This is a genomic window from Methylobacterium sp. P5_C11 (assembly GCF_054049775.1).
The window spans coordinates 84,816-108,966 of sequence record NZ_JBFULS010000013.1 but is presented as its reverse complement, the minus strand read 5'-3'; the positions used below and the strand labels follow the sequence as shown (position 1 = coordinate 108,966).

The 24,151-nt window shown below is 67.5% G+C and carries 23 protein-coding genes; 11 read left to right on the top strand and 12 right to left on the bottom strand.

Going from position 1 to position 24,151, the window contains the following annotated elements; translation table 11 throughout:
- Both ACXJKQ_RS09940 and lpdA read left to right on the top strand, forming a co-directional pair.
- Positions 1–552, top strand: a 552-nt coding sequence (locus ACXJKQ_RS09940; protein WP_457105592.1) for a Swt1 family HEPN domain-containing protein, incomplete at its 5' end; no start/stop codon positions are given.
- Positions 553–564: 12 nt separating this feature from the next.
- On the top strand, positions 565–2,004 hold the full coding sequence (gene lpdA / locus ACXJKQ_RS09935; RefSeq protein ID WP_457105591.1) for a dihydrolipoyl dehydrogenase: 1,440 nt from the start codon (positions 565–567) through the stop codon (positions 2,002–2,004).
- A gap of 236 nt (positions 2,005–2,240) precedes the next feature.
- Here lpdA and ACXJKQ_RS09930 read toward each other — a convergent pair whose 3' ends face one another.
- Both ACXJKQ_RS09930 and ACXJKQ_RS09925 read right to left on the bottom strand, forming a co-directional pair.
- Complete coding sequence (locus tag ACXJKQ_RS09930) at positions 2,241–2,741, bottom strand: MgtC/SapB family protein (protein WP_457105590.1); 501 nt, start codon at positions 2,739–2,741, stop codon at positions 2,241–2,243.
- An 18-nt stretch (positions 2,742–2,759) separates the two neighbouring features.
- Positions 2,760–3,344, bottom strand: a complete 585-nt coding sequence (locus tag ACXJKQ_RS09925; RefSeq protein WP_457105589.1) for a histidine phosphatase family protein — start codon at positions 3,342–3,344, stop codon at positions 2,760–2,762.
- 176 nt (positions 3,345–3,520) lie between these two features.
- Between ACXJKQ_RS09925 and ACXJKQ_RS09920 the strand changes: the two genes are divergently transcribed.
- Positions 3,521–4,519, top strand: coding sequence for an ABC transporter substrate-binding protein (locus tag ACXJKQ_RS09920; RefSeq protein ID WP_457105588.1), 999 nt, complete (start codon positions 3,521–3,523; stop codon positions 4,517–4,519).
- On the opposite strand, the gene ACXJKQ_RS09915 is transcribed toward ACXJKQ_RS09920, so the two are convergent.
- Positions 4,476–4,865 carry a hypothetical protein gene (locus ACXJKQ_RS09915; protein ID WP_457105587.1) on the bottom strand — a complete coding sequence of 130 codons (390 nt, stop codon included), beginning with the start codon at positions 4,863–4,865 and terminating at the stop codon, positions 4,476–4,478. The genes ACXJKQ_RS09920 and ACXJKQ_RS09915 overlap by 44 nt on opposite strands.
- 521 nt (positions 4,866–5,386) lie before the next feature.
- On the opposite strand from ACXJKQ_RS09915, the gene ACXJKQ_RS09910 reads away from it, so the two are divergent.
- Together ACXJKQ_RS09910 and ACXJKQ_RS09905 are read left to right on the top strand one after the other, a co-directional pair.
- The gene (locus ACXJKQ_RS09910) at positions 5,387–6,379 is read left to right on the top strand and encodes a threo-3-hydroxy-L-aspartate ammonia-lyase (protein ID WP_457105586.1); all 993 of its coding nucleotides are present in this window, start codon (positions 5,387–5,389) and stop codon (positions 6,377–6,379) included.
- A gap of 122 nt (positions 6,380–6,501) precedes the next feature.
- The gene (locus ACXJKQ_RS09905; protein WP_457105585.1) at positions 6,502–6,879 is read left to right on the top strand and encodes a HesB/IscA family protein; all 378 of its coding nucleotides are present in this window, start codon (positions 6,502–6,504) and stop codon (positions 6,877–6,879) included.
- A 239-nt stretch (positions 6,880–7,118) separates the two neighbouring features.
- Here ACXJKQ_RS09905 and ACXJKQ_RS09900 read toward each other — a convergent pair whose 3' ends face one another.
- The 3 genes from ACXJKQ_RS09900 to ACXJKQ_RS09890 form a co-directional block, all read right to left on the bottom strand.
- Positions 7,119–8,177: a GGDEF domain-containing protein gene (locus tag ACXJKQ_RS09900; RefSeq protein WP_457105584.1), complete on the bottom strand. Its 1,059-nt coding sequence runs from the start codon at positions 8,175–8,177 to the stop codon at positions 7,119–7,121.
- Positions 8,178–8,278: 101 nt separating this feature from the next.
- Positions 8,279–9,790, bottom strand: coding sequence for a DEAD/DEAH box helicase (locus tag ACXJKQ_RS09895; RefSeq protein ID WP_457105583.1), 1,512 nt, complete (start codon positions 9,788–9,790; stop codon positions 8,279–8,281).
- A gap of 208 nt (positions 9,791–9,998) precedes the next feature.
- On the bottom strand, positions 9,999–10,328 hold the full coding sequence (locus ACXJKQ_RS09890; protein ID WP_457105582.1) for a hypothetical protein: 330 nt from the start codon (positions 10,326–10,328) through the stop codon (positions 9,999–10,001).
- 412 nt (positions 10,329–10,740) lie between these two features.
- Here ACXJKQ_RS09890 and ACXJKQ_RS09885 point away from each other — a divergent pair, with 412 nt between their 5' ends.
- Both ACXJKQ_RS09885 and ACXJKQ_RS09880 read left to right on the top strand, forming a co-directional pair.
- The gene (locus tag ACXJKQ_RS09885; RefSeq protein WP_457105581.1) at positions 10,741–11,607 is read left to right on the top strand and encodes an outer membrane protein; all 867 of its coding nucleotides are present in this window, start codon (positions 10,741–10,743) and stop codon (positions 11,605–11,607) included.
- A 195-nt stretch (positions 11,608–11,802) separates the two neighbouring features.
- Positions 11,803–12,297, top strand: coding sequence for a PRC-barrel domain-containing protein (locus tag ACXJKQ_RS09880; protein ID WP_457105580.1), 495 nt, complete (start codon positions 11,803–11,805; stop codon positions 12,295–12,297).
- Between the two features lie 74 nt (positions 12,298–12,371).
- On the opposite strand, the gene parE is transcribed toward ACXJKQ_RS09880, so the two are convergent.
- Positions 12,372–14,444 carry a DNA topoisomerase IV subunit B gene (gene parE / locus ACXJKQ_RS09875; RefSeq protein WP_457105579.1) on the bottom strand — a complete coding sequence of 691 codons (2,073 nt, stop codon included), beginning with the start codon at positions 14,442–14,444 and terminating at the stop codon, positions 12,372–12,374.
- 359 nt (positions 14,445–14,803) lie between these two features.
- Here parE and ACXJKQ_RS09870 point away from each other — a divergent pair, with 359 nt between their 5' ends.
- Positions 14,804–14,992, top strand: coding sequence for a hypothetical protein (locus tag ACXJKQ_RS09870; RefSeq protein WP_457105578.1), 189 nt, complete (start codon positions 14,804–14,806; stop codon positions 14,990–14,992).
- A gap of 107 nt (positions 14,993–15,099) precedes the next feature.
- Here ACXJKQ_RS09870 and topA read toward each other — a convergent pair whose 3' ends face one another.
- The 3 genes from topA to ACXJKQ_RS09855 form a co-directional block, all read right to left on the bottom strand.
- On the bottom strand, positions 15,100–17,784 hold the full coding sequence (gene topA / locus ACXJKQ_RS09865) for a type I DNA topoisomerase (protein WP_457105577.1): 2,685 nt from the start codon (positions 17,782–17,784) through the stop codon (positions 15,100–15,102).
- A 286-nt stretch (positions 17,785–18,070) separates the two neighbouring features.
- A complete protein-coding gene (locus ACXJKQ_RS09860) occupies positions 18,071–19,063 on the bottom strand; it encodes a molybdopterin-dependent oxidoreductase (RefSeq protein ID WP_457105576.1) in 993 nt (330 codons plus the stop codon).
- Positions 19,060–19,920, bottom strand: a complete 861-nt coding sequence (locus ACXJKQ_RS09855) for a cytochrome b/b6 domain-containing protein (protein WP_457105575.1) — start codon at positions 19,918–19,920, stop codon at positions 19,060–19,062. The genes ACXJKQ_RS09860 and ACXJKQ_RS09855 overlap by 4 nt, the downstream gene beginning before the upstream one ends.
- 362 nt (positions 19,921–20,282) lie before the next feature.
- Between ACXJKQ_RS09855 and ACXJKQ_RS09850 the strand changes: the two genes are divergently transcribed.
- From ACXJKQ_RS09850 to coaA, 3 genes are all read left to right on the top strand, one after another.
- Complete coding sequence (locus tag ACXJKQ_RS09850; protein ID WP_457105574.1) at positions 20,283–21,230, top strand: aspartate carbamoyltransferase catalytic subunit; 948 nt, start codon at positions 20,283–20,285, stop codon at positions 21,228–21,230.
- Positions 21,231–21,354: 124 nt separating this feature from the next.
- On the top strand, positions 21,355–21,678 hold the full coding sequence (locus ACXJKQ_RS09845) for a phosphoribosyl-ATP diphosphatase (RefSeq protein WP_020095338.1): 324 nt from the start codon (positions 21,355–21,357) through the stop codon (positions 21,676–21,678).
- Positions 21,675–22,664 (top strand): type I pantothenate kinase, encoded by a 990-nt coding sequence (gene coaA, locus ACXJKQ_RS09840; protein WP_457105573.1) that lies wholly within the window; start codon positions 21,675–21,677, stop codon positions 22,662–22,664. The genes ACXJKQ_RS09845 and coaA overlap by 4 nt, the downstream gene beginning before the upstream one ends.
- Positions 22,665–22,826: 162 nt before the next feature.
- Here coaA and thpR read toward each other — a convergent pair whose 3' ends face one another.
- Positions 22,827–23,366: an RNA 2',3'-cyclic phosphodiesterase gene (gene thpR / locus ACXJKQ_RS09835; protein ID WP_457105572.1), complete on the bottom strand. Its 540-nt coding sequence runs from the start codon at positions 23,364–23,366 to the stop codon at positions 22,827–22,829.
- Positions 23,366–24,124: an arylesterase gene (locus ACXJKQ_RS09830; protein ID WP_457105571.1), complete on the bottom strand. Its 759-nt coding sequence runs from the start codon at positions 24,122–24,124 to the stop codon at positions 23,366–23,368. Before ACXJKQ_RS09830 ends, thpR begins: the two co-directional genes overlap by 1 nt.
- Between the last annotated feature and the right edge of the window lie 27 nt (positions 24,125–24,151).

Below are 24,151 nucleotides of genomic sequence, written 5' to 3'. Positions count from 1 at the left end.
TTCGTTTTTGACGGAATGCTCGCAAAAGATCGCCTTGCGAGTTTAGCAGCCGACGGCATCCAGATTGATGTCGTCACTGAGTCTAGTGTGGTCCAGCGCGCGGAGATGCTATCTTTTCCATTACGCATTTTGACTGATGCGGGGCGAATGGCATCAGTTTTTACACTGTTTTTTTGCGTTGAAAATTCTGCGCGTGAATTGGTGACACAGAGGCTGGCCGAAAGAAGCGGAGAGAGTTGGTGGTCAACCCAAGTTCCTAAAAAGATTCAGGAGCATGTAGATCGTCTCCGATCATCGGAGGCAGTCCATCGATACCACACCCCAAGATCATCAGAATTAATCGGTTACACCACCTTCGGCCAAATCGAACAAATTATAATAAATTGCTGGGATGAGTTCTCAGACTTATTCCCTAATCAAGCCTGGGTAAGTTCAAGATTTAAAGATCTTGAAATGTCCAGAAATATTATTATGCACACCGGAATATTGTCAGAATTTGAGATTGATCGTGTCGAAAACTTAGCCCGCGATTGGGTCCGACAGGTAGGCTGAAGAGGAAAAATTATGTCCGACACCTACGACGTCCTCATCATCGGCGCCGGGCCTGGCGGCTACGTCACGGCGATCCGCGCGGCGCAGCTCGGCTTCAAGACCGCCGTGGTCGATCGCGAGCATCTCGGCGGCATCTGCCTGAACTGGGGCTGCATCCCCACCAAGGCGCTGCTGCGCTCGGCCGAGATCTACCACTACTTCCAGCACGCGGGCGATTACGGACTGACGGCGGAAAAGGTCGGGTTCGACACCGCCGCGATCGTGAAACGCTCCCGCGGCGTCTCGGGCCGGCTCAACGGCGGCGTCGGCATGCTGCTCAAGAAGAACAAGGTCGACGTGATCTGGGGCGAGGCCTCGGTCGACAGCGCGGCCCAGGGCAACCAGCCCGGGCAGGTTACCGTGAAGGAGACCACGCGCGCTGAGGCGCCGAAGGGCGCCAAGGGGGCCGGCACCTACCAGGCCAAGCACATCATCGTGGCGACCGGTGCGCGTCCTCGTGCGATCCCCGGGATCGAGCCCGACAAGAAGCTGATCTGGACCTACTACGAGGCTATGGTCCCCGAGGCGATGCCCAAGAGCCTGCTGGTGATGGGCTCGGGCGCGATCGGCATCGAGTTCGCCTCGTTCTACCGCACCATGGGCGCCGAGGTGACCGTGGTGGAGCTGCTGCCGCAGATCCTGCCCGTGGAGGATGCCGAGATCGCCGGCCTCGCCCGCAAGCGGTTCGAGAAGCAGGGCATCAAGATCCTCACCGGCGCCAAGGTCACGAAGGTCGAGAAGGGTGCCGACTCCGTCACCGCCACCGTCGAGGGTGGCGACGGCAAGACCCAGCAGATCACGGCCGAGAAGCTGATCTCGGCGGTAGGCGTGGTCGGCAACATCGAGGGCATCGGCCTCGAGAAGCTCGGCGTGAAGATCGACCGCGGGATCGTGGTGACGGACGGGCTCGGCCGCACCAACGTACCCGGCCTCTACGCCATCGGCGACGTCGCCGGCCCGCCGATGCTTGCCCACAAGGCCGAGCACGAGGGCGTCATCTGCATCGAGACCATCAAGGGCCTGCACACGCACCCGATGGACAAGGCCAAGATCCCGGGCTGCACATACTGCCAGCCGCAGATCGCCAGCGTCGGGCTCACCGAGGCCAAGGCCAAGGAGCAGGGCTTCTCGGTCAAGGTCGGCCGGTTCCCCTTCGCGGGCAACGGCAAGGCAATCGCGCTGGGCGAGCCGGACGGTCTGATCAAGACCGTGTTCGATGCCAAGACCGGCCAGTTGCTCGGTGCCCACATGGTCGGCGCCGAGGTGACCGAGCTGATCCAGGGCTACGTGGTGGCGATGAACCTGGAGAGCACCGAGGAGGAGCTGATGCACACGGTGTTCCCGCACCCGACGCTCAGCGAGATGATGCACGAGAGCGTGCTCGATGCCTACGGCAAGGTCATCCACACGTAGTCTGAAAACTCATTCTTCAACAGAGCCCTACAAGCCTAGGGCGGCCGAAGGGCTACTGTCGAACCGATGCCCCGGGACCCACGATTGGGGAGCATTCCGGGGCATTTTCGCCAGCGGAGTGTGACAGAACCTGTGACAGCGGACGTACCGGAGCCACCAGCATCAACCGCAGATCCGTGCCCGGGCCAAGAAGCCGTGACAGACCGTTTCCGACGGCCTCGTGCTAAAGTCGCAGGCTAATCTGGTGGCGCGCTTCCCTGTTCTGACGCGTCCGCCTTCGGCCCATCGCGCCCGTGCCTCTTCAACCATCGTGCGTCGATGATCCGGTCAATGCGGCCGCCGATCCCAATCAGGAGCAGCAGCAGAATCAGTCCGACCGCGACGGGAAGATAGGCGCCAACCCCGCACGATATCCCGAGCGCGGCCGTTACCCAGATGGCAGCGGCCGTGGTCATACCGTGGACGTGTGATTTGCGCGCACCTTTGACGATGACACCCGCGCCCAGGAAACCGATGCCCGTGACGATGCCCTGAATGGCCCGGCTGGCGTTGGCGTCGACACCTTCGGCCAGGAACCCTGAACCCGCCATCGTTACGAGAGCCGATCCCAGGCCGACCAACCCAAGAGTTCGGACGCCGACCGACTTGGCGTGCATCTCTCGATCAACGCCGACAACCATGCCGGCGACCACTGAAGCGCCAAGACGGAGGCACAGATCAGTCGCGGTCATCATCATCGTCGGCCAACCGCTGTTTCAGCCCTCAAGCTGTGAGAACGGCGCATCGCTGTCGCCACTCATAAGACGCGGGGACAGTTGGCGGAATGACCATGGCGCGTCCGGCACAGCCCTGTCGAAACGAAGCACCACGTCGAAGCGGTCAGAGTCCCACTTGGTCGGAACGCCCGGGATGCTCTGACTCCCCTTCAAGGCCGGGATCAGGTCCGTCACGATGGCCTTGTGCTCCCAGAAGACGACCACGACTCCGGTGAGCTTCCCTATCTCTTCGGCCAGTTCGCGTTCCTGTGAGACGCCATAATCCGTCTTGAGGGGTATTCCCAAACGTTCAGCAAGGGGTGTCGCGGTTTCGAACGGACGGTGGCTGAACTTGGCCTTCTTCGTCACCGGCTCGGGCTTGGCCGCGCAGATGAGGTTGGGTCTCGGATAGTCGGCGCTGCATCGGTCAGATCCAAACAGCGCAGCCCAAGCCCCGGCCCTCTGCCATCCACGAATCACAAGCGACTTGTCGTCAGTAGTGCCATCGACCGCGGAGCCGTCGCCGGGGAAGCCACCGCCCGGCTTCTCGGCGTGACGGATGAACATGACGGTGAGTGCGGACATGGGCACAGTGTCTCGGTTGCGTGCGACTTGATCGTTGGCCGCTGAAGGGCGCTGAACAACCGGTACGCCATCGGGGCTGTAAGAGCACGACCGGAGTCCACGGGGCGAGGATTTTCAAATCTACAACCCCGTGATTGTATGGGGCATCCTACTCACCGCGACTCGGCGGTCCAGCGATGAAGCGTCGACGGTTTTTGGCTTCTGGTCTCATCTATGTGGGGTATCAGTGCGGCGCTAAAGCTTTTCAAGGCGAGCCTGTCCATAGACTGGCCATCTTACACCCATCAGAACCATTAGAAAAACTAACCATAAAAAATAGCAACCTTGTCGGCAATGCGCTCAAGCATCTCGACAAGCTTGGATATGCCGAAGGAAAGAATCTTGAAATCAGCCGATATTCCGCGATGGGCTCAACAGAGGCGTTGCGCGAACTCGCTGCAACTGTTGTCGCAGCGAATCCTGATGTGATTCTCGCGATTAGCGGCAAGACAGTCTCACGCCTTCGAAAGTTGACCAGCACGATCCCAATTGTTGGCGTGATGAGCGATCCGGTTGCTTACGGACTAGTGACCTCACTTTCACATCCAGGCGGCAACATCACGGGTGCGTCCGTTGATCCAGGGATCGAGATCTGGGTGAAGCGGATGGCGCTTCTCAAAGAAGCCGTGCCGGGCATGTCCAGGGTCTTCTATGTCGCTCCGGATTCCACATGGACGACAGCAGTTGGCCTTGGGGTCGAGGCTGCGGCTCTGAAGATAGGCGTGGAACTGATTGGACCGCCCGTTGAAAATCCTCACGGCGAGGCTGAATACACCAAGGCTTTCTCCGAAGCGTCGAAGCGGGCGGATGCCATATTGGTGAGTAGCGCGGCTGAAAACCGCACATACGGAGAACTCATAGTCAAGCTGGCGCAGGATAATCGAATTCCCACTCTATATCCATACCGCGCCTACGTTGACGAAGGTGGTCTCATGGCTCACGACCTGGATATCGCAGATATTTGGACCCGAGCCGCAGATCAAATTGCCTGGATATTCAGAGGCGATAAGCCTGGAGATATACCGATATATCAACCAAGACAATATCATTTTGTCATCAATATGAGAGCGGCGAAGGCCATAGGATTCGAATTCAAGCAAAATCTGGTCGCCATGGCCGATGAAGTGATCGACTAGTAGGGCAGCCAATGACGACCTCGAAATCGATGCCTCCGTGCTCATCGGCAGCGTCCCATTCACCGCCATCCACAACGCGGACGCCGAAGCACAGGGGCCAATCCAGCCAATCCGCCGCTTTCATCCGATCGTAATCTTCGCCCGCATCCGTGAACGCACGGTCGAAGGCCAACTGGAGCCCGGCATAGCCGAATATGATGGGGACCGGGCCGTGCTCAAAATTGACCGTCGACAGTTCGACGGCGTTTGCCTGGATCTGTCTCTTCGGGTTCAGTAATCCATGCGCATAATGCCCAGGATCAGGTTCGATCCTGGCGTAGAGCAACGGTTCGATGGCGTGTCTCACGAACACCCATTGATCCCTGGGCCACGATCTGTGCCTACCTCGATCCTTCGTCGTTCGCACTTGATGAGGATAGGCGTAAAATCCTCGGCAAGGTCTCGCAGGCTGTTCTTTTAGCCGGGCCATGATGGTGTGCGAGTGCATCCCGGGGCTGCAGCACAAACCCGCCTCGGCACCGATGGGAGAAAATAAGGGTGCCGTTCCCCGCATTGGATCTGCTGCGCCTCCCGGGATTTCAGCCGCTCTCGTCCGACCTATCCCGCTGCGAACCGTCTCCTCAGGGAGACGCTGTTTCCGGTAGAAGCTCGTATAGATTATTAACCTCGACGATGATCTGAGACATTTACTCTGGGCTGCATCTTTCATCGTGAAGTGCCGTAGTGATGCCGCCCCCCAGCGTTCCTGCGGAGATATGCCGCGAACGGGCGAATGGCTTCGCTTGCCCGCGTGAATCGGCAGGATGCGCCCGGCCCGAAACCTCCGTATGAGACAGCCGCAGGGGATTCGAGCGAGGCGCGACCACGATGCAGGGCGAACACGTCGAGGCGACCAGCGCCCTTCCCACCTACGCCGACGTGGCGCGCGCGGCGGAGCGCATCGCGGGCGTGGCGCACCGCACGCCGGTCCTGACGTCCCGCACCGCCGACGCGATGACCGGCGCAAAGCTGTTCTTCAAGGCGGAGAACCTGCAGCGGGCCGGTGCCTTCAAGTTCCGCGGCGCCTACAACGCGATCAGCGCCCTGCCGGAGGCGGCCCGCGCCCGGGGGGTGATCACCTATTCCTCCGGCAACCACGCCCAGGCGATCGCCCTGGCGAGCCGGCTTCTCGGCACGCCAGCCACAATCATCATGCCGGGCGACGCGCCGGCTGCGAAGATCGCGGCCACCCGCGGCTACGGCGCCGAGGTGGTCCTGTACGACCGCTACACCCAGGACCGTGAGGCATTGGGCCGGGAGATCGGGCAGGCGCGCGGCCTGACGCTGATCCCGCCCTTCAACCACCCCGACGTCATCGCCGGGCAGGGGACTCTGGCCCAGGAGCTGATCGAGACGGCGGGTCCCCTCGACGTGCTGGTGGCCTGCCTCGGTGGCGGCGGCCAGCTCGCGGGCTGCGCGCTCGCCGCCGCCGCCCTGTCCCCGGGCTGCCGGGTGATCGGCGTCGAGCCGGAGGCCGGCAATGACGGCCAGCGCTCGTTCCGCGAGGGCCGGATCGTCACGATCCCGGTACCCCGCACCATCGCCGACGGGGCGCAATCGACGGCGCTCGGCGACCTCACCTTCGCGATTATCCGTGCGCAGGTGTCCGAGATCCTCACCGTCACCGACGCGCAGCTCGTCGAAACCATGCGGTTCTTCGCGAGCCGGATGAAGCTCGTCGTCGAGCCGACGGGCTGCCTCGCGGCCGCCGCGGTGCTGAACGGCTTGGTGGATGTGACGGACAAGCGTGTCGGCGTGGTGATCAGCGGCGGCAATGTCGATCTCGCGGCCTTCGCGCGCCTGACCGGCGATGCGGCCTGAGGCGGCGATTGCCGGGGCGGTGTGACCCGGGCGCGGTGGACCGGGCTTCACCCAATGCTTATCTTAGGCCTGTCAGAATGCGCGTCCCCGGGCCTTGAACCCGGATGGGCGGGAGGGTGACGATGTCCGCTAGCTTCAAGGTTCTCTCGCTGACCGATCGTGCCGCCGATCGGATCAAGGCGATCATGGCGGAGGCCGACCGGCCGATCGCCGGTCTCCGCGTCGGCGTCCGGAACGGCGGCTGTGCCGGGATGTCCTACACGATGGAATATGCCGAGGCGGTCAAGCCCGGCGAGGACGTGGTCGAGGATCGCGGCGTGCGCGTGTTCGTCGACCCGAAAGCGGTGCTGTTCCTCCTCGGCACCGAGATGGACTTCACCACCAACAAGCTGGCGTCTCAGTTCGTGTTCAACAATCCGAACCAGACCTCGGCCTGCGGCTGCGGGGAGTCGGTGGCGATCACGCCGGTCTCCGCGGACCGCCTGGCCGCGCCGGCCTGAGAGAATTCCCGAGGGGCGTCCGCCGCTGAGCGGGCGCGGCCTCGGCACGCTCCGGTTCGCGACGGGCGATAGCCGCTCGGACGTATCGGGCGCATCGCCCCGGCGGGAATGGGGCTCGCGCGCCGCATCCGGCAAAGACGGCCTCGTGCCGCGGATGGCGGGCTTGCCGCCGATGAGCGGCGGACGCTCCCGGCGGGACAATCCGCAGACCCGGCAGAGACCGCGTCTGCGAAGCCCGCCTACGCCACCTGCGACAACGACTCGGACGTGTCGTCGAAGGCGCGGTTGCGGCCCGCGCGCTTGGCCGCGAACATGCATAGGTCGGCCCGCTCCATCAGCGAGGCCGGCGTGTCGCCCGGGCGCAGCACCGCAACGCCGAGGGAAATCGTGATCTTACCGAGCGACTCGCCGGTCGAGCGCTTCACCAGTTCGCGACCCATGACACTGGCGCGAACCGTCTCGGCCACCTGCTTGGCCGCGGTCCGTTCGACCCCGGGGAGGATGATGCCGAACTCCTCGCCGCCGAACCGGGCCAGCTGCGCCTGCTTCCCGGCATTCTCCCGCATCACGATCGCCACGAGCCGCAGGACCTGATCGCCCGTGAGATGGCCGTACAGGTCGTTGAAGCGCTTGAAGAAGTCGATGTCGAGGATGATCAGGCTCATCGGGGTGGTGCGCGCCCGCGCGGCCTCCATGGCCGCCTTGAGGCTTTCCTCGAAATGCTTGCGGTTGGCCAGGCCGGTCAGGGCGTCGGTCAAGCTCTCGCGCCGGGTCGCCTCCAGCTTCTCGCGCAGGGTCTCGATCTCGGTGCGGGTCTCGCGCATGCGCGCTTCAAGGATCCGGTTGTTGGCGGCAACCTCCCGGGTCGTCGCGACCAGCGTCGCGACGATTTCGCCGAACCGAGCCCGGCTCGGAAGGCCCTGCGAGAGGTCCTGGGCCACGCCGCGCAGCGACTCGCTGTACTGTGCCGTCGAGCCCAGCGACAGGTCCAGGATCTCCGTCACCGCCGCGATCTCGCCGAGCACCACGCGGCTGACGTCGTCGGTCGTGCTCGCGAGACGCCGCCCGTCGAGATAGGTCTCGTGCAGGTCGTCGATATCGCCTTCGGTGAGGCAGCCGTTCTGGGTGGTGAGGCGCTTCACCGCGTCGGTGAGGAGCGGCAGCTCCCCCGACACGTAGCCGTACCACACCGCGTAGGCACGCGGCGTCGCGGAGGGGCCGTAATCGCGGATCAGATCGTGGCTGCGCTTCGCCAGGGCGAAGCTGCGATCGCGGTCCGAATAGGTCTCCTGGCTCATCCGTATCCCGTGGTCCGGGGCGACCGACGCGCCTGCGCCGCAGCCCTGACCTGATATACGACTGTCTGGTAGCCGGACAGTTAAGCCCGAAGGGACCTTTGTTACTTCTCCTTCTTCGCCAAGACTGGTCGAAGCAAGAAAGCCGGGACGTGCGCGCCCAGGCCGACCGGCGTATCCCCGTCCGCCTCGATCCGGCGCCCACGCTCCTCGCGCCCGGCCTCGCCGCCGCGTGACGTCGCGCGGCTGTCGGGGCGCCGCTCGGTACGCGCCTCGGGACGGCTTTCCGGGCGGCTCTCGGATCGCGGCGCGGCCGATCCAGCGCGGCTGGCCCGCGCCTTCGAGCGCTCGCGGGGTGCTGCCTCGGCATCTCCGGTGCTCTTGACGCCCCGGGCGGTGCCGGCCTTCGTGGAGCGCGGACCGCGCCGGCTCTCGCCCGACCGGCCGCGGTGACGCGTGGCGGTATCGCCGGACGACTCGGCCACCGTCGTCAGATCGCCGTCCAGCCAGGGCACCGGCTGGCCGATCAGCGCTTCGATGGCGCCGAGGGAGCGGGTATCCTCGGGAGCGACCAGCGTGAAGGCCGCGCCGCTCCGGCCGGCGCGACCGGTGCGGCCGATCCGGTGGACGTAATCCTCTGGGTGATGCGGCACGTCGAAGTTGAAGACGTGGCTGACCGCAGGGATGTCGAGGCCGCGCGCCGCCACGTCGCTGGCCACCAGGAGGGCGGTCTCGCCGTTGCGGAACGCATCCAGGGCCGCGGTGCGCGCCCGCTGGTCCATATCGCCGTGGAGGGCGGCGGCGTCGAAGCCGTGGCTGACCAGCGACTTCTGCAGCAGCGCGACGTCGCGCTTGCGGTTGCAGAAGATGATGCCGTTCTTGAGTTCCGCCTCGCCGCGGATCAAGTCCCTCAGGCGCTCGCGCTTGGCATGCCCCTCTGCGCCGGTCGCGACCAGGCGCTGGGTGATGGTCGTGGCCGTCGAGGCGGGACGAGCGACCTCGACCCGCTGGGGATTGTGCAGGAACATGTCCGCCAGCCGCTCGATCTCAGGCGGCATGGTCGCGGAGAAGAATAGGGTCTGCCGGGTGAACGGCACCATTTTGACGATGCGCTCGATATCGGGAATGAACCCCATGTCGAGCATGCGGTCGGCTTCGTCGATGACCAGCAGCTCCACGCCGGTGAGCAGGAGCTTGCCGCGCTCGAAATGATCGAGGAGGCGGCCCGGCGTGGCGATCAGCACGTCCGTGCCGCGCATCAGCTTGGCATCCTGATCGGCGAAGGACACGCCGCCGATGATCAGCGCGACGTTGAGCTTGTGGTTGGTGCCGTAGCGATCAAAATTCTCGACCACCTGGGCGGCCAGTTCGCGCGTCGGCTCCAGGATCAGCGTGCGCGGCATCCGGGCGCGGGCGCGGCCGTTCTCCAAGAGGGTCAGCATCGGCAGCGTGAAGGCCGCAGTCTTACCGGTGCCGGTCTGGGCGATGCCGAGGACGTCGCGGCGTGCCAGCACATGGGGGATGGCCTCGGCCTGGATCGGCGTCGGCTCGGTGTAACCCGCCGCTTCGACGGCGTTCAGGACTTTCTCGCTCAGTCCCAGGTCGGAAAAAGGCATTTGCGTTCAGGAACCGTTGCGCGCCCGGCCGGCGCGAAGGACACCGTCGCGGCAACGGCTGGGAAAGGCTCACGCGGGGCGATCGGACGCTCCCGGGGCCGCGGGGCGCGTGGTTTCTGTCAGTTAGGGCCTTGGCGCGACTTGTCAATCTCGCAATGTCGGCGAGACGCTATCACACACAAGGGATCCGCCGCCAAATTCCGCGTGATCAGGGCCGAAGCGGGTCGGTCGCGGGGAGCCCGCAGGGGTCAAGGCGGGTGACCCGGGCGGAGGCGATGGCACCCGTCGTCTCGGGATCGCTCAACGACGTCGCGGTCGCGAGGGCGACCACGTTCGGCCGGTTCAGGCGCGCGAGCTGGTAGGCGACGATCACGCCCACGATTCCGACGATCCCGGCCATGCGGAGCGCCCAGGGGAGGGGGCCGGCGGTCCTGCCCGACCGGACACGGGCCTCCCGCCGGACAGGGAGGTCGGGGACGGCGTCCGGCGCCCGGCGCTTGCCGAAGGTCGTCCGGCTCCGGTCGTCAGGGCTTTGCATGGACGGCTGTCTCCGCCGGGTGGGGGCCGGCTCTCATCCCAGAACCATCGGAGAACAGGGTTAACCGACCGCTTACGACGGCCCCGCACCGCGGCGAAAGTTGTGCCGGAATAAAACGCCTCCCTCTTTCTGCCCCTTCGGAGACATTGAATGATCTCGGGCAGGCCGCGGGGGCGTTTCAGAATATGCATGACCCGCAACTCAGGTAGTCGCCCTCGCTTTTCCAGGTGTCCCGACGGCATCCCAGACCGCAATCGAGGCGGCTGCTCGAGCAGAGGGTCTGTTAGTCTTCATCTTTCGTTGACGGGATCGACCTAGTCTGAGGAGGCTTGTTGCAGGAAAGCGACAGACCCGCCATCCGAGAGCGCCTAGAAGGCTGCCGGCTCAAGCTAACCCCAGGACCGACACCATCATGAAGAAGCTTCTCCTCGCATCCACCGTCCTCGCCGGCCTGACTGCCGCGGCGTCCGCCGCCGACCTGCCGCGCCGCGCCGCGCCGCCGCCGGTGTTCACGCCGGTGCCGGTGTTCACCTGGACCGGCTTCTACGTCGGTGTGAACGCCGGCTACGGCTTCGACGCCAGCAGCCGCAACACCAGCAACTACGCCCTGCCGGCCGGCTCGCTGATCAACTCGCCCGGCACCGCCGGCGTCGTCAGCGTCAACAACCGCAGCAACAACGACGGCTTCTCGGGCGGCGCCCAGATCGGCTACAACTACCAGTTCACGCCGGGCTCCGGTGTCGTGATCGGCTTCGAGGCCGACGCCCAGTACGTCGACTTCGCCCGCCGCGCCAACGCCACTCAGAACTACGCCTTCGGCGGCACCACCGGCATCGCCTTCGCTCCCCCGCGCGCCTTCGTCGCCACCAGCGGCAACGGCCTCGACTACTTCGGCACCGTGCGTGGCCGCCTCGGCTACGCCTTCGACCGCACCCTCGTGTACGGCACCGGCGGCTTCGCCTACGGCTCGGGCCAGGACGACCAGAACTTCGCTGGCAACCGCTTCCGCGACAGCTTCCGCACCGGCTGGGCCGCCGGCGGCGGCGTCGAGTACGCCCTGCCCACCGACTCGTTCCTGAACTTCTTCCGCTCCTCGGCCGTCACGCTGAAGGTCGAAGGCCTGTACGTCAGCCTCGACCGTCAGAAGAACTCGGCCGGCGGCGTGTTCTACGGCAACCTGCTGGCCCCGAACGGCACCGCCTACCTCAACGGCGCCGCCGCCAAGACCGAGTTCGCCGTCGTCCGCGCCGGCCTGAACTACAAGTTCGGCTCGTACTAAGATCGAACGGCGGAGCCGGCACGACCGGCTCTGTGCGGTGGAAGGGCTCGGCCGGAAGGCCGAGCCCTTTCGCATGTTCGGGCCTCCGGCCGGGTGCGACAGGGGAAGCCGGAACCGTCGTCGCGGCCCGGGATTGAGATCGCGGCGCCCCGGAGACATCCGACGCAGGGACCGGGCGCTCGGGAGCGATCCGCGATGCGAAGCCGAGTTCTTCTTCTGTCCCTCGCAGCCCTCTGTCTGGCGAACGCACCGGCCGGTGCGCAGGACGCGACCGTGATCGGCAAGGGTACGGTCCTGCCGGGCACGGGGCCGGGCACCTCCACGGACGGCAAAGGGACCGGCCGGCTGATGGAGGCGGCGAGCGCCGAGGAAGCCGCCAAGCGTCAGGGGCTCAAGCCCGTCGCCTTCCTGGCCACCAAGATGATCGGCGTGCCGGTGCGCAACGCCGCCGGCGACAGCGTCGGTAAGATCGACGACCTTCTGATCACCGATGGCGGAATACTGAAGGCGGTGGTGATCGACGTCGGCGGGTTCCTCGGCCTCGGCAGCAAGGTCATCGCGGTGGAGCCCGGAGCCGTGGTCCTGCGGCCCGGCGGCGAGCGGTACTCGGCGATCCTCACCCTGAGCACCGACACGGTGGCGGCCGCCCAACCCTTCGACCCGGCCAAGGCGCTCGCCGCGCCGCGATAGGCTGCCGACGCCGTCGCAGCCTCTCGCGCAGGCCCACCGCCCGGCGCGACAGGAGCCGCGCCGATGCCGCGTTCTCAGATGTCGAGATCGGCCCCCTCGGCGAAGGCCGCGCGCTCGCTGATGAAGGCGAAGCGCGCCTCCGGCTTGTTGCCCATCAGGCGCTCGACCGTGTCGCCAGTGGATTCCCGGGCCTCGTCCAAGACCGCGACGCGCAGGAGCGTGCGCTTCTTCGGGTCCATGGTGGTCTCCTTGAGCTGGGCCGGCATCATCTCACCCAGGCCCTTGAACCGCCCGATCTCGACCTTGCCGCCCTTGAACACCGTCTTGGTGATCCGCTCCCGGTCCGCGTCGTCGCGGGCATAGGCCACCTTCGAGCCCTGCTGCAGCCGGTAGAGCGGCGGGATCGCGAGGTAGAGGTGCCCGCGGTCGATCAGCTTCGGCATCTGCCGGTAGAAGAAGGTGATCAGCAGCGAGGCGATGTGGGCGCCGTCGACGTCGGCGTCCGTCATGATGATCACCTTGTCGTAGCGCAGGTCCGCCTCGCGGAACGCCGTGCCGGTGCCGCAGCCGAGCGCCAGGGTGAGGTCCGAGATCAACTGGTTGGCGCCGAGCTTGTCCCGGCTCGCCGAGGCGACGTTGAGGATCTTGCCGCGCAAGGGGAGGATCGCCTGGGTCGCCCGGTCGCGGGCCTGCTTGGCCGAGCCGCCGGCGGAATCGCCCTCGACGATGAAGATCTCGGAGCCGGCAGTGCCGGCGGCCGAGCAGTCGGCGAGCTTGCCGGGCAGGCGGAGCTTGCGGGTCGCGCTCTTGCGGGCGACCTCCTTCTCCTGGCGCCGGCGCAGGCGCTCCTCGGCCCGGTCGATCACCCAGTCGAGAACCTTGTTGGCCTGGGCCGGGGAGGCGGCGAGCCAATGATCGAAGGCGTCGCGCACCGCCGTCTCGACGATGCGCTGCGCCTCGACGGTGGCGAGCTTGTCCTTGGTCTGGCCCTGGAACTCGGGCTCCCGGATGAAGACCGACAGCATCGACGCACAGGTCGCCATGACGTCGTCGGTGGTGACGGCGGTCATGCGCTTGGCCTGGTTCACCCGCTCGGCATGCTCGCGCAGGCCCCGCAGCAGGGCGACCCGCAGGCCGGCCTCGTGGGTGCCGCCCTCCGGCGTCGGGATCGTGTTGCAGTAGGAATGCGAGAACCCGTCCTCGGTGACCATCCAGGCCACCGCCCATTCCAGCGACCCGTGCGAGCCCGGCTTGGTGATCTTGCCGGCGAACATCGCCTCCGTGACCAGGTCCTTGCCGTCGATGTCCCGGGCGAGATAGTCGCGCAGGCCGTCGGGGAAGCGGTGAACGGCCTCCGCCGGTACGCCCTCCAGCCCCTCGAGGAGGGCGGGGGCGCAGCGCCAGCGGATCTCGACGCCGCCGAACAGGTAGGCCTTCGAGCGCGCCATCTTGAACAGGCGGCGCGGGTCGAACTTCAGCGAGCCGAAGATCTGCGCGTCGGGGTGGAAGCGGACCCGGGTGCCGCGCCGGTTCTGCACCCGGCCCACCAGTTCCAGGGACCCCTGCGCATGGCCGCGCGAGAAGGTCTGGCGGTAGAGGGTCTGGTTGCGCGCCACCTCGACCTCAAGCAGGTCGGAGAGCGCGTTCACCACGGAGATGCCGACGCCGTGGAGGCCGCCCGAGGTCTCGTAGACCTTCGAGTCGAACTTACCGCCGGCGTGCAGCGTGGTCATGATGACCTCCAGCGCCGACTTGCCGGGGAATTTCGGATGCGGGTCGACCGGGATGCCGCGGCCGTTGTCGGTGACCACGAGGGCGCCGGTCTCCTCCAGCTCCACCTCGATGAAGCTGGCGTGGCCCGCCACCGCCTCGTCCATGGAATTGTCGATCACCTCGGCGAAGAGGTGGTGCAGCGCCCGCTCGTCGGTGCCGCCGATATACATGCCGGGGCGGCGCCGGACCGGCTCCAACCCCTCCAGCACCTCGATATCGGAGGCCGTGTAGCCGGAATCGGGCTCGGCCGCGGCCAGCGCCGTCACCGAGGCCGTGGCGTCCAGGCGCCGGCGCGGCTCCGGCGCGCGAGACGGAGATGCCGGGGCGGCCGCCTTGCCGCCCGGCCCGAACAGGTCGCGGGCCGGATCGCTCACGCGCGGCCCCCGCGGACGCGCCGCATCGGCCGGCTCGGATTCCCGCAGACGGTTCTGGGATCGTGATGCATGCGCCTTCATCCCCGCACGATAGCGGAACAAATCATAAACATCAAAGCCGTTCGCCCTCGGGCGACGTGACCGCACCATCGCATGCTGCGCCGCCGCGAGCGAGAGCCCGAGGGCTATCGAGTCCCGGCCGGGCAGGGCCGTCCGTCATCACGACGTTGCACAACGATGGGTTAAGGCTTTCCCGTGACCCGCCCGTCCGGCACCCAAAGGCCGCCACCGGAACGGAACGGGACGATCGACGTTGGTGGCGCAGATTAATCTTGACCGTGGTCAGGGAGGCGCAGTCCATGAGCGATGCCGCGATCGAGGCCCGCCGCCTGACGTTGATCCGCTTCGAGCACGCGGCCGGTGCTGCCTTCGGCTGCGACGACGATGCCGCCGGTATGCCCCCCGGCCGAGCCCTTGTGAATTCCACCACGATCGCCCTGGCGACCTTCGCGACGGCCCTGGCGGCGACCATCACGTATCTGGTCTGAGCCGCCGGGCGAGGCTTTCTGCGCAGGCAGAATACGCCCGGTCGCCGCGTCGGCGCGCCCGGGCTCGGCCACCTTTCAGACACGGAGAGCACCGATGACCGAGGGCGTCAGCCGGCGCCCGTCTTCTTCGCCGGGGCCTTCTTCGCCGCAGGCTTCTTCGCAGCCGTCTTCTTGGCCGCCGGCTTGTCGCCGCTCGCAGCGCGCGCGGATGTCTTGCGAACCGCCCCGCGCTTGGCCGGCTTACCGCCGCCCGAGGCCCGCTTGGCGTTGACCAGGGCGATGGCCTCGTCGAGCGTCAGCGCCTCGGCGTTCATGGTCTTCGGCAGCGTGGCGTTCACCTCGCCGTCGGTGACGTAGGGCCCGTACTTGCCGGCCTTGACCACGAGGTCGCGCCCGCTCGCCGCGTCCGTGCCGAGCGGCCGGCCGGGATCGGCGGCCGGACGGCCGCGACCGCCGCCCTGCTCCTTGGCGACGATCAGGTCGATGGCGCGGTTGCCGCCGATCTCCAGCACGTCGTCGTCCTTGCCGAGGTTGGCGTAGGTCTTCCCGTGCTGCACGTAGGGTCCGAAGCGGCCGAGATTGGCCAGGATCGGCTCGCCGGTCTCGGGGTGGCGCGCCACCTCGCGGGGCAGCGCCAGCAGCGCCAGCCCCTTCTCCAGATCCACCGCCGAGGGGCTGAGCCCCTTCGGCAGCGACGAGCGCTTCGGCTTCTCCGCACCCTTCTCGGTGGAGGCCTCGCCGAGTTGCAGGAACGGCCCGAACCGGCCGTCGCGGAGCGTCACCGGCAGGCCGGTCTTGGGATCGTTGCCGAGCACCCGCACGCCGGGCTGGCCACCCTCGGCCGAGGAGCCGTCCCCTTCGCCGTCGACGCCCGAGGCCGAGAGCTGGCGGGTGTACTTGCATTCCGGGTAGTTCGAGCAGCCGATGAAGGCCCCGAACTTGCCGAGTTTCAGCGACAGCTGTCCGGTCCCGCAGACCGTGCAGGTCCGCGGGTTCGCGCCGTCGCCCCGGTCGGGGAAGATGTGCGGCCCGAGCAGACCGTTCAGCGCCTCCAGCACGTCGGTGACGCGCAGCTCCTTGGTCTCGCCGATCGCCGCGGAGAAATCGCGCCAGAAGTCGCGCAGCACCGACCGCCAGTCGATCTCGGCGTTGGAGACGCGGTCGAGCTGCTCCTCCAGGTCGGCCGTGAAATCGTACTCGACGTAGCGCCGGAAGAAGCTCTCCAGGAAGCCCGTGACGAGCCGCCCCTTATCCTCCGGCTGCAGCCGCTTCTTTTCGATTTTGACGTATTCGCGATCCCGCAGGGTTTGGAGGACAGCGGCGTAGGTCGAGGGCCGGCCGATGCCGAGCTCTTCCATGCGCTTCACGAGGCTCGCCTCGGAATAGCGCGGCGGCGGCTCGGTGAAGTGCTGGGTCGAGCTGATCCGCTCGCGGGTGAGCGGGTCGCCGGCCTTCATCGGCGGCAGGCGGCGGCTCTCCTCGTCCTCCTCGTCGTCCTTGCCCTCCTGGTAGAGGGTCAGGAAGCCGTCGAACTTCACCACCTGGCCGGTGGCGCGCAGGTCGATCTGACGGGGGCCGACCTTCGCGGTGACGTCCACGGTGGTCCGCTCCAGCTCGGCCGATTCCATCTGGCTCGCCATGGTGCGGGTCCAGATCAGGTCGTAGAGCTTGGCCTGCTCGGGCTCCAAGTGCCGTGCCACCGCCTTCGGCAGGCGGCCCATGTCGGTCGGCCGCACCGCCTCGTGGGCCTCCTGGGCGTTCTTGGCCTTGACGCTGTACTTGCGCGGCACGTCGGGCACGTAGCGGTCGCCGAACTCCTTGCCGATCACCCGGCGGGCGTCCTGGATCGCCTCCGGCGCCATGTCGACGCCGTCGGTCCGCATGTAGGTGATGATGCCGACCGTCTCGCCGCCGACATCGACGCCCTCGTAGAGGCGCTGGGCGACCCGCATGGTCTGGGCCGGCGCCATCCCGAGTTTTCGCGAGGCCTCCTGCTGCAGGGTCGAGGTCGTGAACGGCGGCTGCGGGTGGCGCTTGGCGGGCTTCGCCTCGACGCTCGCCACATGGAAGGTCGCGAGTTCCAGGTCGCGCTTGAAGGCGGCCGCCTTGTCGCCGGAGCCGACGTCAAGGCGCTGGATCCGCTTGCCGTCGGCGCCCACGAGGCGGGCCTCGAATATCGCGCCGTCGGCGGTCGTCAGCGTGGCGATGAGCGTCCAGTACTCGCGCGGCTTGAACCGCTCGATCTCCATCTCGCGCTCGACGACGAGGCGGAGCGCCACCGACTGCACGCGCCCGGCCGAGCGGGCGCCCGGGAGCTTGCGCCACAGGACCGGCGACAGGTTGAAGCCGACGAGGTAGTCGAGCGCCCGGCGCGCCAGATAGGCGTCGACCAGCGCCTGGTCGATCTCCCGCGGCTTGCGCATCGCCGCCTCGACCGAGGCTTTGGTGATGGCGTTGAAGGTCACGCGCTCGACCGGGATGCCCTTGAGGGCCTTTCGGGCGGTGAGCGCCTCCAGCACGTGCCAGGAGATCGCCTCGCCCTCACGGTCGGGGTCGGTGGCGAGGATCAGCCTGTCGGCGCCTTTGACCGCCTTGGCGATCTCGGAGACCCGGCTCGCCCCGCGGTCGGCCAGCTCCCAGACCATGTGGAAATCCTGTTCGGGATCCACGGAGCCGTCCTTGGCCGGCAGGTCTCGGATATGCCCGAAGGAGGCGATGACTTCATAGTCGCGGCCGAGATACTTATTGATAGTCTTGGCTTTGGCCGGCGACTCGACGACGACGACTTTCATTCAGACCTCTGCCCCTGACGGGACCTGAGCGCGACGGACGAATTCTGATCGCAATTCGCGTGGGACATGAGCCCGCCGTCGGGCCGGGGCCGCGCGCCGGGGACAAGTGGGTCACGGGCGGCGGGTTGTCAAATGGGGTCGGTGACGCAAGCGTCGTCGGAGGGACTCGTCGTAAGCCGCGCGGGCGGCTTGCATGAACGGCACGCGAGGGCGGTCGCCGACCATCCGGCCACGCGCAGTCAGACCCTGGCGGAATGCGAGCGCGGGGAGACGCCGCACCGAGCGCTCAGATCCCCGCGTACCACTCGTAGCCGCGATCCTCCCAGTAGCCGCCGCTGCCCTGGCCGATGCCCCCGAGCGATTCCACCATCTCGATTCGCATCACGTACTTGGCCTGCTTGTAGCCGAGCTGGCGCTCGACCCGCAGGCGCAGGGGCGCGCCATTCGAGACCGGCAGCGACTTGCCGTTGAGGTCGTAGGCCAAGATCGTCTGCGGGTTGAAGGCATCGTAGAGGTCGATGCTCTCGTAGTAGCGGATCGGGATCCCCGCCTGCTCAGGCTCCGGGGCCGGGCTGCCCTGGCCCCAATCGTCCGTGGGGGCATCGATCTTGGGGGCATCGGTCTTGGGGGCATCGGTGGCTGTGGCCGGGCCGCCCCAATCGTCGGCGGCGGCAGCGAGCTGGACGTAGGCCTCGCGGACCGCGCCCGGATGGGTCGGGCGCCACAGGGACGCTCCCTGGCCGCGCCCCTTGCCCCCACCCTTGGGTCCCGCCTCGAACTCCAGCGTGTCGGCGCAGTGGAACACCGCGTAGCGCGCCTGCGGCTTGAGCCCGGCCCGCTTCAGCACCTCGGCGAGGGGCACCCCGGCCCATTGCCCGATGCAGCTCCAGCCCTCGACGCAATCGTGGCGGGTGATCTGCGTCCGCGACGGGAGGGCGCGCAGATCCGCGAGGCTGAGCGACAGCGGGGTCCCGACCAGCCCGTCGACGGTGAGTTTGAAGTCGGCGAATCTGTTCGCCGCGAGTGTGCGATAGGCCCGGTCCGGCGGATCGATGGAGCCGTTCGGCTTGAACCAGGGCGAGATCATCGCGGCCGGGAATTCCCGCGCCAGGGTCGCGGGCGCCATCAGCAGGCGCTGGACATACAGGTTGGCGTCCTCGCCGAGCTTGAGGGCGCGCTGCCCCGAGTCGGTCCCGGCGAACCGGTCGCAGCCGCCGAGCAGTGCGGTGCCCATCAGGCCGGCGCCGGCGGTGAGGAGCTTGCGGCGGTGAAGGATCATCGCGCGGTCTCCCGGTCACGGCCGAGGCTGAACCAGCCGGTGATCATGCCGCGCATGTTGTTGACGAGGCCGGAGACCACCACGAGCACCACGTGGACGACCACGAACAGCACGATCAGGCCGGCGGCGATGAAGTGGACGCTGCGCGCCGATTGCCGGCCGCCGAACAGCTCCGTCAGCCAGGGCCAGGCGGCGTCCATTCCGGGCGACATGGCGAGCCCGGCGAGCACCATCGCGGGCAGCAGGCCCAGCACCAGTACGAGATAGGTGAGCTTCTGGATGACGTTGTAGCGCTTGGCCTCCGTGCCCTCGGGGAAGCGCAGCAGCAGATGCTCCTTCACGGATCCGCCGAAGTCGCGGATCTGGTCGCCGTCCGGGATCAGCCGGCGGCGGAGCTGGCCGCTGAACAGACCGTAGAGGAGATAGCCGGCGCCGTTGATCACCAGCAGCCACGCGAACAAGAAGTGCCAGCGCCGCCCGGTGGCGAGATCCTGGTCGGCCGGCAGCGTCGCCCAGGACGGGAAAGCCCGCTCCGTCTCGGTGCCGCCGTCCCGGGACAGGCCGAGCACGCCGGTCGTGTCGAAGCTGTGCGTGCCGACGGTCACGACGCCGCGGGTCTCGCCGTCGCGGCCCTGATTGCTCGTGATGGCGAGCGCCGGGGTGTCGAAGGTCGAGGTCGCGCCCCAGTAGAGCGCCGGGTGGGCGTTGAAGATCTGCAGGCCGCTCATCAGCAGCACAAGCAGCACCGCGGCGTTGATCCAGTGCGCCAGCCGGATCACCAGCGGGTGTCGATAGAACCAGCGGCGCCCCTGCCGGTCGACGGCCTCGGGGGCTTCGAGGGCAGGGGAGGCGGCCAAGCGTCAGGATCCCGGTCATGCGGCGCGGGGCCGGAAGCGGTACGGCTCCCGACCGTTCGGGCCAATACGTGGCGCGGGTCGCGCCGGTTACCATCGGCCGGCAAAAAACGCCGCAGCCGCCCCTTAGCCTCCCCTCGGAACACGGCTGCACCCATGGGAGCACACGGTTGATGACGGAGCGCAACGCGCCCCCTCTCGCAAGGGAGAGGGGGCGCATCCTCCTGCCGCCGATTGAGCCAGCCGGGGCCTCAAAACCATGTCGTCCGAGGCTATTTTGGGAAGGGGCACACGCCGCGGATAGAACGATGTCTGCGACACAGCCTTGCCCCCCGGGCGCGCCGCACCTACACCCGGGCCTCATCATGACGACGCCCGCGCCCCCGGCCTTCCCGCACCGGCACCTCCTCGGCATCGAGGGCCTGACCCGGCCCGACATCGAGGTCCTCCTCGACGCCGCCGAATCTGCCGTCGACATCTCGCGGCAGGTGGAGAAGAAGCGCACGACCCTGCGTGGACGCACGCAGATCAACCTGTTCTTCGAGCCCTCGACGCGGACGCAATCGTCCTTCGAACTCGCCGGCAAGCGCCTCGGCGCCGACGTCATGAACATGTCGGTTGCCTCGTCCTCGGTGAAGAAGGGCGAGACCCTGATCGACACCGCCGCGACGCTGAACGCCATGCGGCCCGACATCATCGTGGTCCGTCACGAATCGGCCGGCGCGGTCCATCTCCTCGCCCGCAAGGTCGACTGCGCGGTGGTCAATGCCGGCGACGGCGCCCACGAGCATCCGACCCAGGCGCTGCTCGACGGGTTGACGATCCGGCGCAACAAGGGCCGGATCGAGGGGCTCCAGGTGGCGATCTGCGGCGACGTCCTGCACTCGCGTGTGGCGCGCTCCAACATCATCCTGCTGCAGGCGATGGGGGCGCGGGTCCGCCTGATCGCCCCCTCGACGCTGCTGCCCGCCGGACTCGAGCGCTTCGGTGTCGAGACCTTCACGGACATGCGCAAGGGTCTGGTGGGCTGCGACATCGTGATGATGCTGCGCCTCCAGCGGGAGCGCATGAACGGCTCGTTCGTGCCCTCCGTGAAGGAGTATTTCCGCTATTTCGGCCTCGATGCGGAGAAGCTGGCGCTGGCCAAGCCCGACGCCCTGGTGATGCATCCCGGCCCGATGAACCGCGGCGTCGAGATCTCTTCGGAGATCGCCGACGGGGCGCAATCGCTGATCCGCGAGCAGGTCGAGATGGGCGTCGCCGTGCGCATGGCCGTGCTGGAGGCGCTGGCGCGGCACCTGCCGAACGGGTGAGACCCGGACAAAGCCGGGCGGCCTTCACCCGCTCCGCTTGCCCGCAGGGCGGCCCTGGCGCAGTTTCCTGCCGAAATCCGGCCCTGATCTGTATAAGGGGCCGTCGTAACATGCAGATCGCTTCATGACCGCCTACACGCTCGCCGACCTCGCCGCCCTCGTGGCGAGCCGCGCCGGGACCGATCCGGCCACCTCCTACACCGCCAAGCTCCTGTCCGAGGGACCCGCCAAGGCGGCCAAGAAGCTCGGCGAAGAGGCGGTGGAGGCGGCGATCGCGGCCGTGCAGGGCGACAAGACCGGCCTGCGGAACGAGGCTGCGGACGTACTCTACCACCTCGTGGTGCTGCTCCGGGCCGGCGGCGTCGAACTCGACGCCGTGATGGCCGAACTGGAGCGGCGCACCGCCCAGAGCGGCATCGCCGAGAAGGCCGCGAGGCGCCACGCGTGAACGCGGCCGCGCTGCCCGGCACGGTCGAGGCGATCCTCGAAGCGTCGGCCGGGCTCTCGCCCTATCGCCGCTTCAGCCGCGAGGAATGGGCTCAGCTGCGCGCCGACACGCCGCTCACCCTCAAGCAGGAGGATCTGGAGCGGCTGCAATCGATCAACGACCCGATCTCGGTCGAGGAGGTGGTGGCGATCTACCTGCCGCTGTCCCGATTGCTCGCCCTCTACGTCGCGGCGACCCAGGGGCTATTCAAGGCGACGCAGCGCTTCCTCATGGCCGAGCGCGAGACCAAGGCGCCCTACATCATCGGGCTCGCCGGCTCGGTGGCGGTGGGCAAGTCGACCACCGCCCGCATCCTGACCGCCCTGCTGGCGCGCTGGCCCAACACCCCGAAGGTCGACCTCGTCACCACCGACGGCTTCCTGCTGCCCAACGCCGAGCTCGCCGCCAACGGCCTGATGGAGCGCAAGGGCTTTCCCGAGAGCTACGACACCGCCGCGCTGCTGCGCTTCCTCCACGACGTGAAGGCCGGCCACAAGCGCGTGACCGCGCCGCTCTACTCGCACCTCGTCTACGACCGGGTGCCCGGGGAGGAGCGGGTGGTGGAGAGCCCCGACATCCTGATCGTCGAGGGCCTGAACGTGCTCCAGCCCGCCCGCCTGCCGCGCGACGGCACCGCGATCCCGTTCGTCTCCGACTTCTTCGACTTCTCGATCTATCTCGACGGCCACGAGGACGACCTGCACCGCTGGTACGTCACCCGCTTCATGAAGCTGCGCCAGACCGCCTTCCGCGACCCGCGCTCCTACTTCCGGAAATACGCTGAGATCCCGGAATCCGAGGCGCTCGACATCGCCGACCGGCTCTGGACCACGATCAACCTGCCGAACCTGCGCGAGAACATCGTGCCGACGCGCCAGCGGGCGAGCCTGATCCTCACCAAGGGCGCGAGCCACCGGATCGAGAGCGTGGCGTTGCGGCGGCTGTGAACCGATGCAAGACGATCGCGTGATCGGCTCGCATGAAGGCCGAACCTCCGTCATCACGAGCGAAGGGAAGTGACCCAGGGCAGCGCGACGTTCGGGGGCATGTCGCGACCCTGGATTGCTTCGCTTCGCTCGCAAGGACGTGAACGACCAAGCCCAGGCGCATCACGCGAACGGAAACCCCGCCTCCGCCAGGTACGGCCCGCCGCCGGTCGAGTCCTTTGCCGAGAACAGCGTCACCCGGTCAACGACGAACGACAGCGGCGTGAAGACCGGCGCCTGCGAGAGGTACATCGCCGTCGCCTCCGGCGTCGCGTCGCGGCGCAGGCGGGCCAGGGTGACATGCGGGGTGAACTTCCGCCGTTCCGGCTCGAGTCCGGCGCGGCGCACCAGCCGCTCCTGCTCGGCTTGGAGATCGGTGAGCGCCGGGTCGGCCGTCACCGCGGCGTAGAGCGCCCGCGGCTTGTCGCCACCGAAGATGCCGAGGCCGTCGAGCGTCACCGTCAAGGGCGGGCGAACCCGCATCTCGGCGAGCGCCTCCACCACGTCCTCGGCCACGGTCGCCTCGACGTCGCCGAGGAAGCGCAGGGTGACGTGGAAATCACCGGGCTCGATCCACCGCGCACCGTGCAGGCCGCCCTGGTAGGCCTTGAGGGCGTCGGCGACCTCCGGCGGGACGGCGAGCGCCGTGAACAGGCGCGGCATCAGCGTAAGGATCCCTGGCGGAGTCGGTCGAGGAACGCGTTGACCGTCGGCAGCATGCGCGCCGCGATGGTCTCCACGCCCTGCCGGTTCGGGTGCAGCATGTCGTCGAGGTGCAGCCCGCGGTCGCCGACGATCCCGTCGAGGAAGAACGGGTAGAGGGTCAGTCCGTAGCGCTTGGCGAGGTCCGGGTAGATCGCGTCGAACCGCGCCTTGTAGTCCGGCCCGAGATTGGGGGCGGCCTGCATGCCGGCCAGCAGAACCGGGATGCCCCGGGCCTTCAGCCGCTCGATGATCGCGGACAGCGCCCCTTCGGTCACCTTCGGGTCGGTGCCGCGCAGCATGTCGTTGGCGCCGAGTTCGAGGATCACGCCGGCCGTCCCGTCCGGCACCGACCAGTCGACGCGGTCGAGACCGCCGGTCGCGGTGTCGCCGGAGACGCCGGCATTGGTCACCGTCACGGCCTCGCCCTTGGCCTTGAGCATCCGCTCCAGCACGGTGGGGAAGGCGGCATCGCTGGGCAGGCGGTAGCCGGCGGTCAGGCTGTCGCCGAGGGCGACGAGCTTGACCGGTTCGCCCGGAGCGGCCTGCGCCACCGTCACGAAAGGGACCACCAGGAGCGTTAGCGCTGCGGCAAACAGGGCTGTGCGCCGGAACACGGCGCCGCCGTCATGGCGCGGCCCCAATGCGGAACCCATATCGCGGTGCACCCGCGGCCCGTGCAGCCAAGATCGAAGCCAACCGAGGACCTCGCGCGCCATGCTCGTCATCGCCCACAGATCGGCCTG

Coding starts and splice junctions, on each gene's coding strand:
- thpR (WP_457105572.1), bottom strand. CDS start 23,366: ATGCCGCGCCTGTTCACGGCGCTCGCCGTCCCGCCGGAGGTCGCCGAC.
- ACXJKQ_RS09905 (WP_457105585.1), top strand. CDS start 6,502: ATGTCCGCTAGCTTCAAGGTTCTCTCGCTGACCGATCGTGCCGCCGAT.
- ACXJKQ_RS09900 (WP_457105584.1), bottom strand. CDS start 8,177: ATGAGCCAGGAGACCTATTCGGACCGCGATCGCAGCTTCGCCCTGGCG.
- ACXJKQ_RS09910 (WP_457105586.1), top strand. CDS start 5,387: ATGCAGGGCGAACACGTCGAGGCGACCAGCGCCCTTCCCACCTACGCC.
- ACXJKQ_RS09890 (WP_457105582.1), bottom strand. CDS start 10,328: ATGCAAAGCCCTGACGACCGGAGCCGGACGACCTTCGGCAAGCGCCGG.
- ACXJKQ_RS09925 (WP_457105589.1), bottom strand. CDS start 3,344: ATGTCCGCACTCACCGTCATGTTCATCCGTCACGCCGAGAAGCCGGGC.
- ACXJKQ_RS09870 (WP_457105578.1), top strand. CDS start 14,804: ATGAGCGATGCCGCGATCGAGGCCCGCCGCCTGACGTTGATCCGCTTC.
- ACXJKQ_RS09880 (WP_457105580.1), top strand. CDS start 11,803: ATGCGAAGCCGAGTTCTTCTTCTGTCCCTCGCAGCCCTCTGTCTGGCG.
- ACXJKQ_RS09895 (WP_457105583.1), bottom strand. CDS start 9,790: ATGCCTTTTTCCGACCTGGGACTGAGCGAGAAAGTCCTGAACGCCGTC.
- ACXJKQ_RS09885 (WP_457105581.1), top strand. CDS start 10,741: ATGAAGAAGCTTCTCCTCGCATCCACCGTCCTCGCCGGCCTGACTGCC.
- ACXJKQ_RS09830 (WP_457105571.1), bottom strand. CDS start 24,124: ATGGCGCGCGAGGTCCTCGGTTGGCTTCGATCTTGGCTGCACGGGCCG.
- topA (WP_457105577.1), bottom strand. CDS start 17,784: ATGAAAGTCGTCGTCGTCGAGTCGCCGGCCAAAGCCAAGACTATCAAT.
- ACXJKQ_RS09860 (WP_457105576.1), bottom strand. CDS start 19,063: ATGATCCTTCACCGCCGCAAGCTCCTCACCGCCGGCGCCGGCCTGATG.
- ACXJKQ_RS09930 (WP_457105590.1), bottom strand. CDS start 2,741: ATGATGATGACCGCGACTGATCTGTGCCTCCGTCTTGGCGCTTCAGTG.
- lpdA (WP_457105591.1), top strand. CDS start 565: ATGTCCGACACCTACGACGTCCTCATCATCGGCGCCGGGCCTGGCGGC.
- ACXJKQ_RS09920 (WP_457105588.1), top strand. CDS start 3,521: ATGAAGCGTCGACGGTTTTTGGCTTCTGGTCTCATCTATGTGGGGTAT.
- ACXJKQ_RS09850 (WP_457105574.1), top strand. CDS start 20,283: ATGACGACGCCCGCGCCCCCGGCCTTCCCGCACCGGCACCTCCTCGGC.
- ACXJKQ_RS09845 (WP_020095338.1), top strand. CDS start 21,355: ATGACCGCCTACACGCTCGCCGACCTCGCCGCCCTCGTGGCGAGCCGC.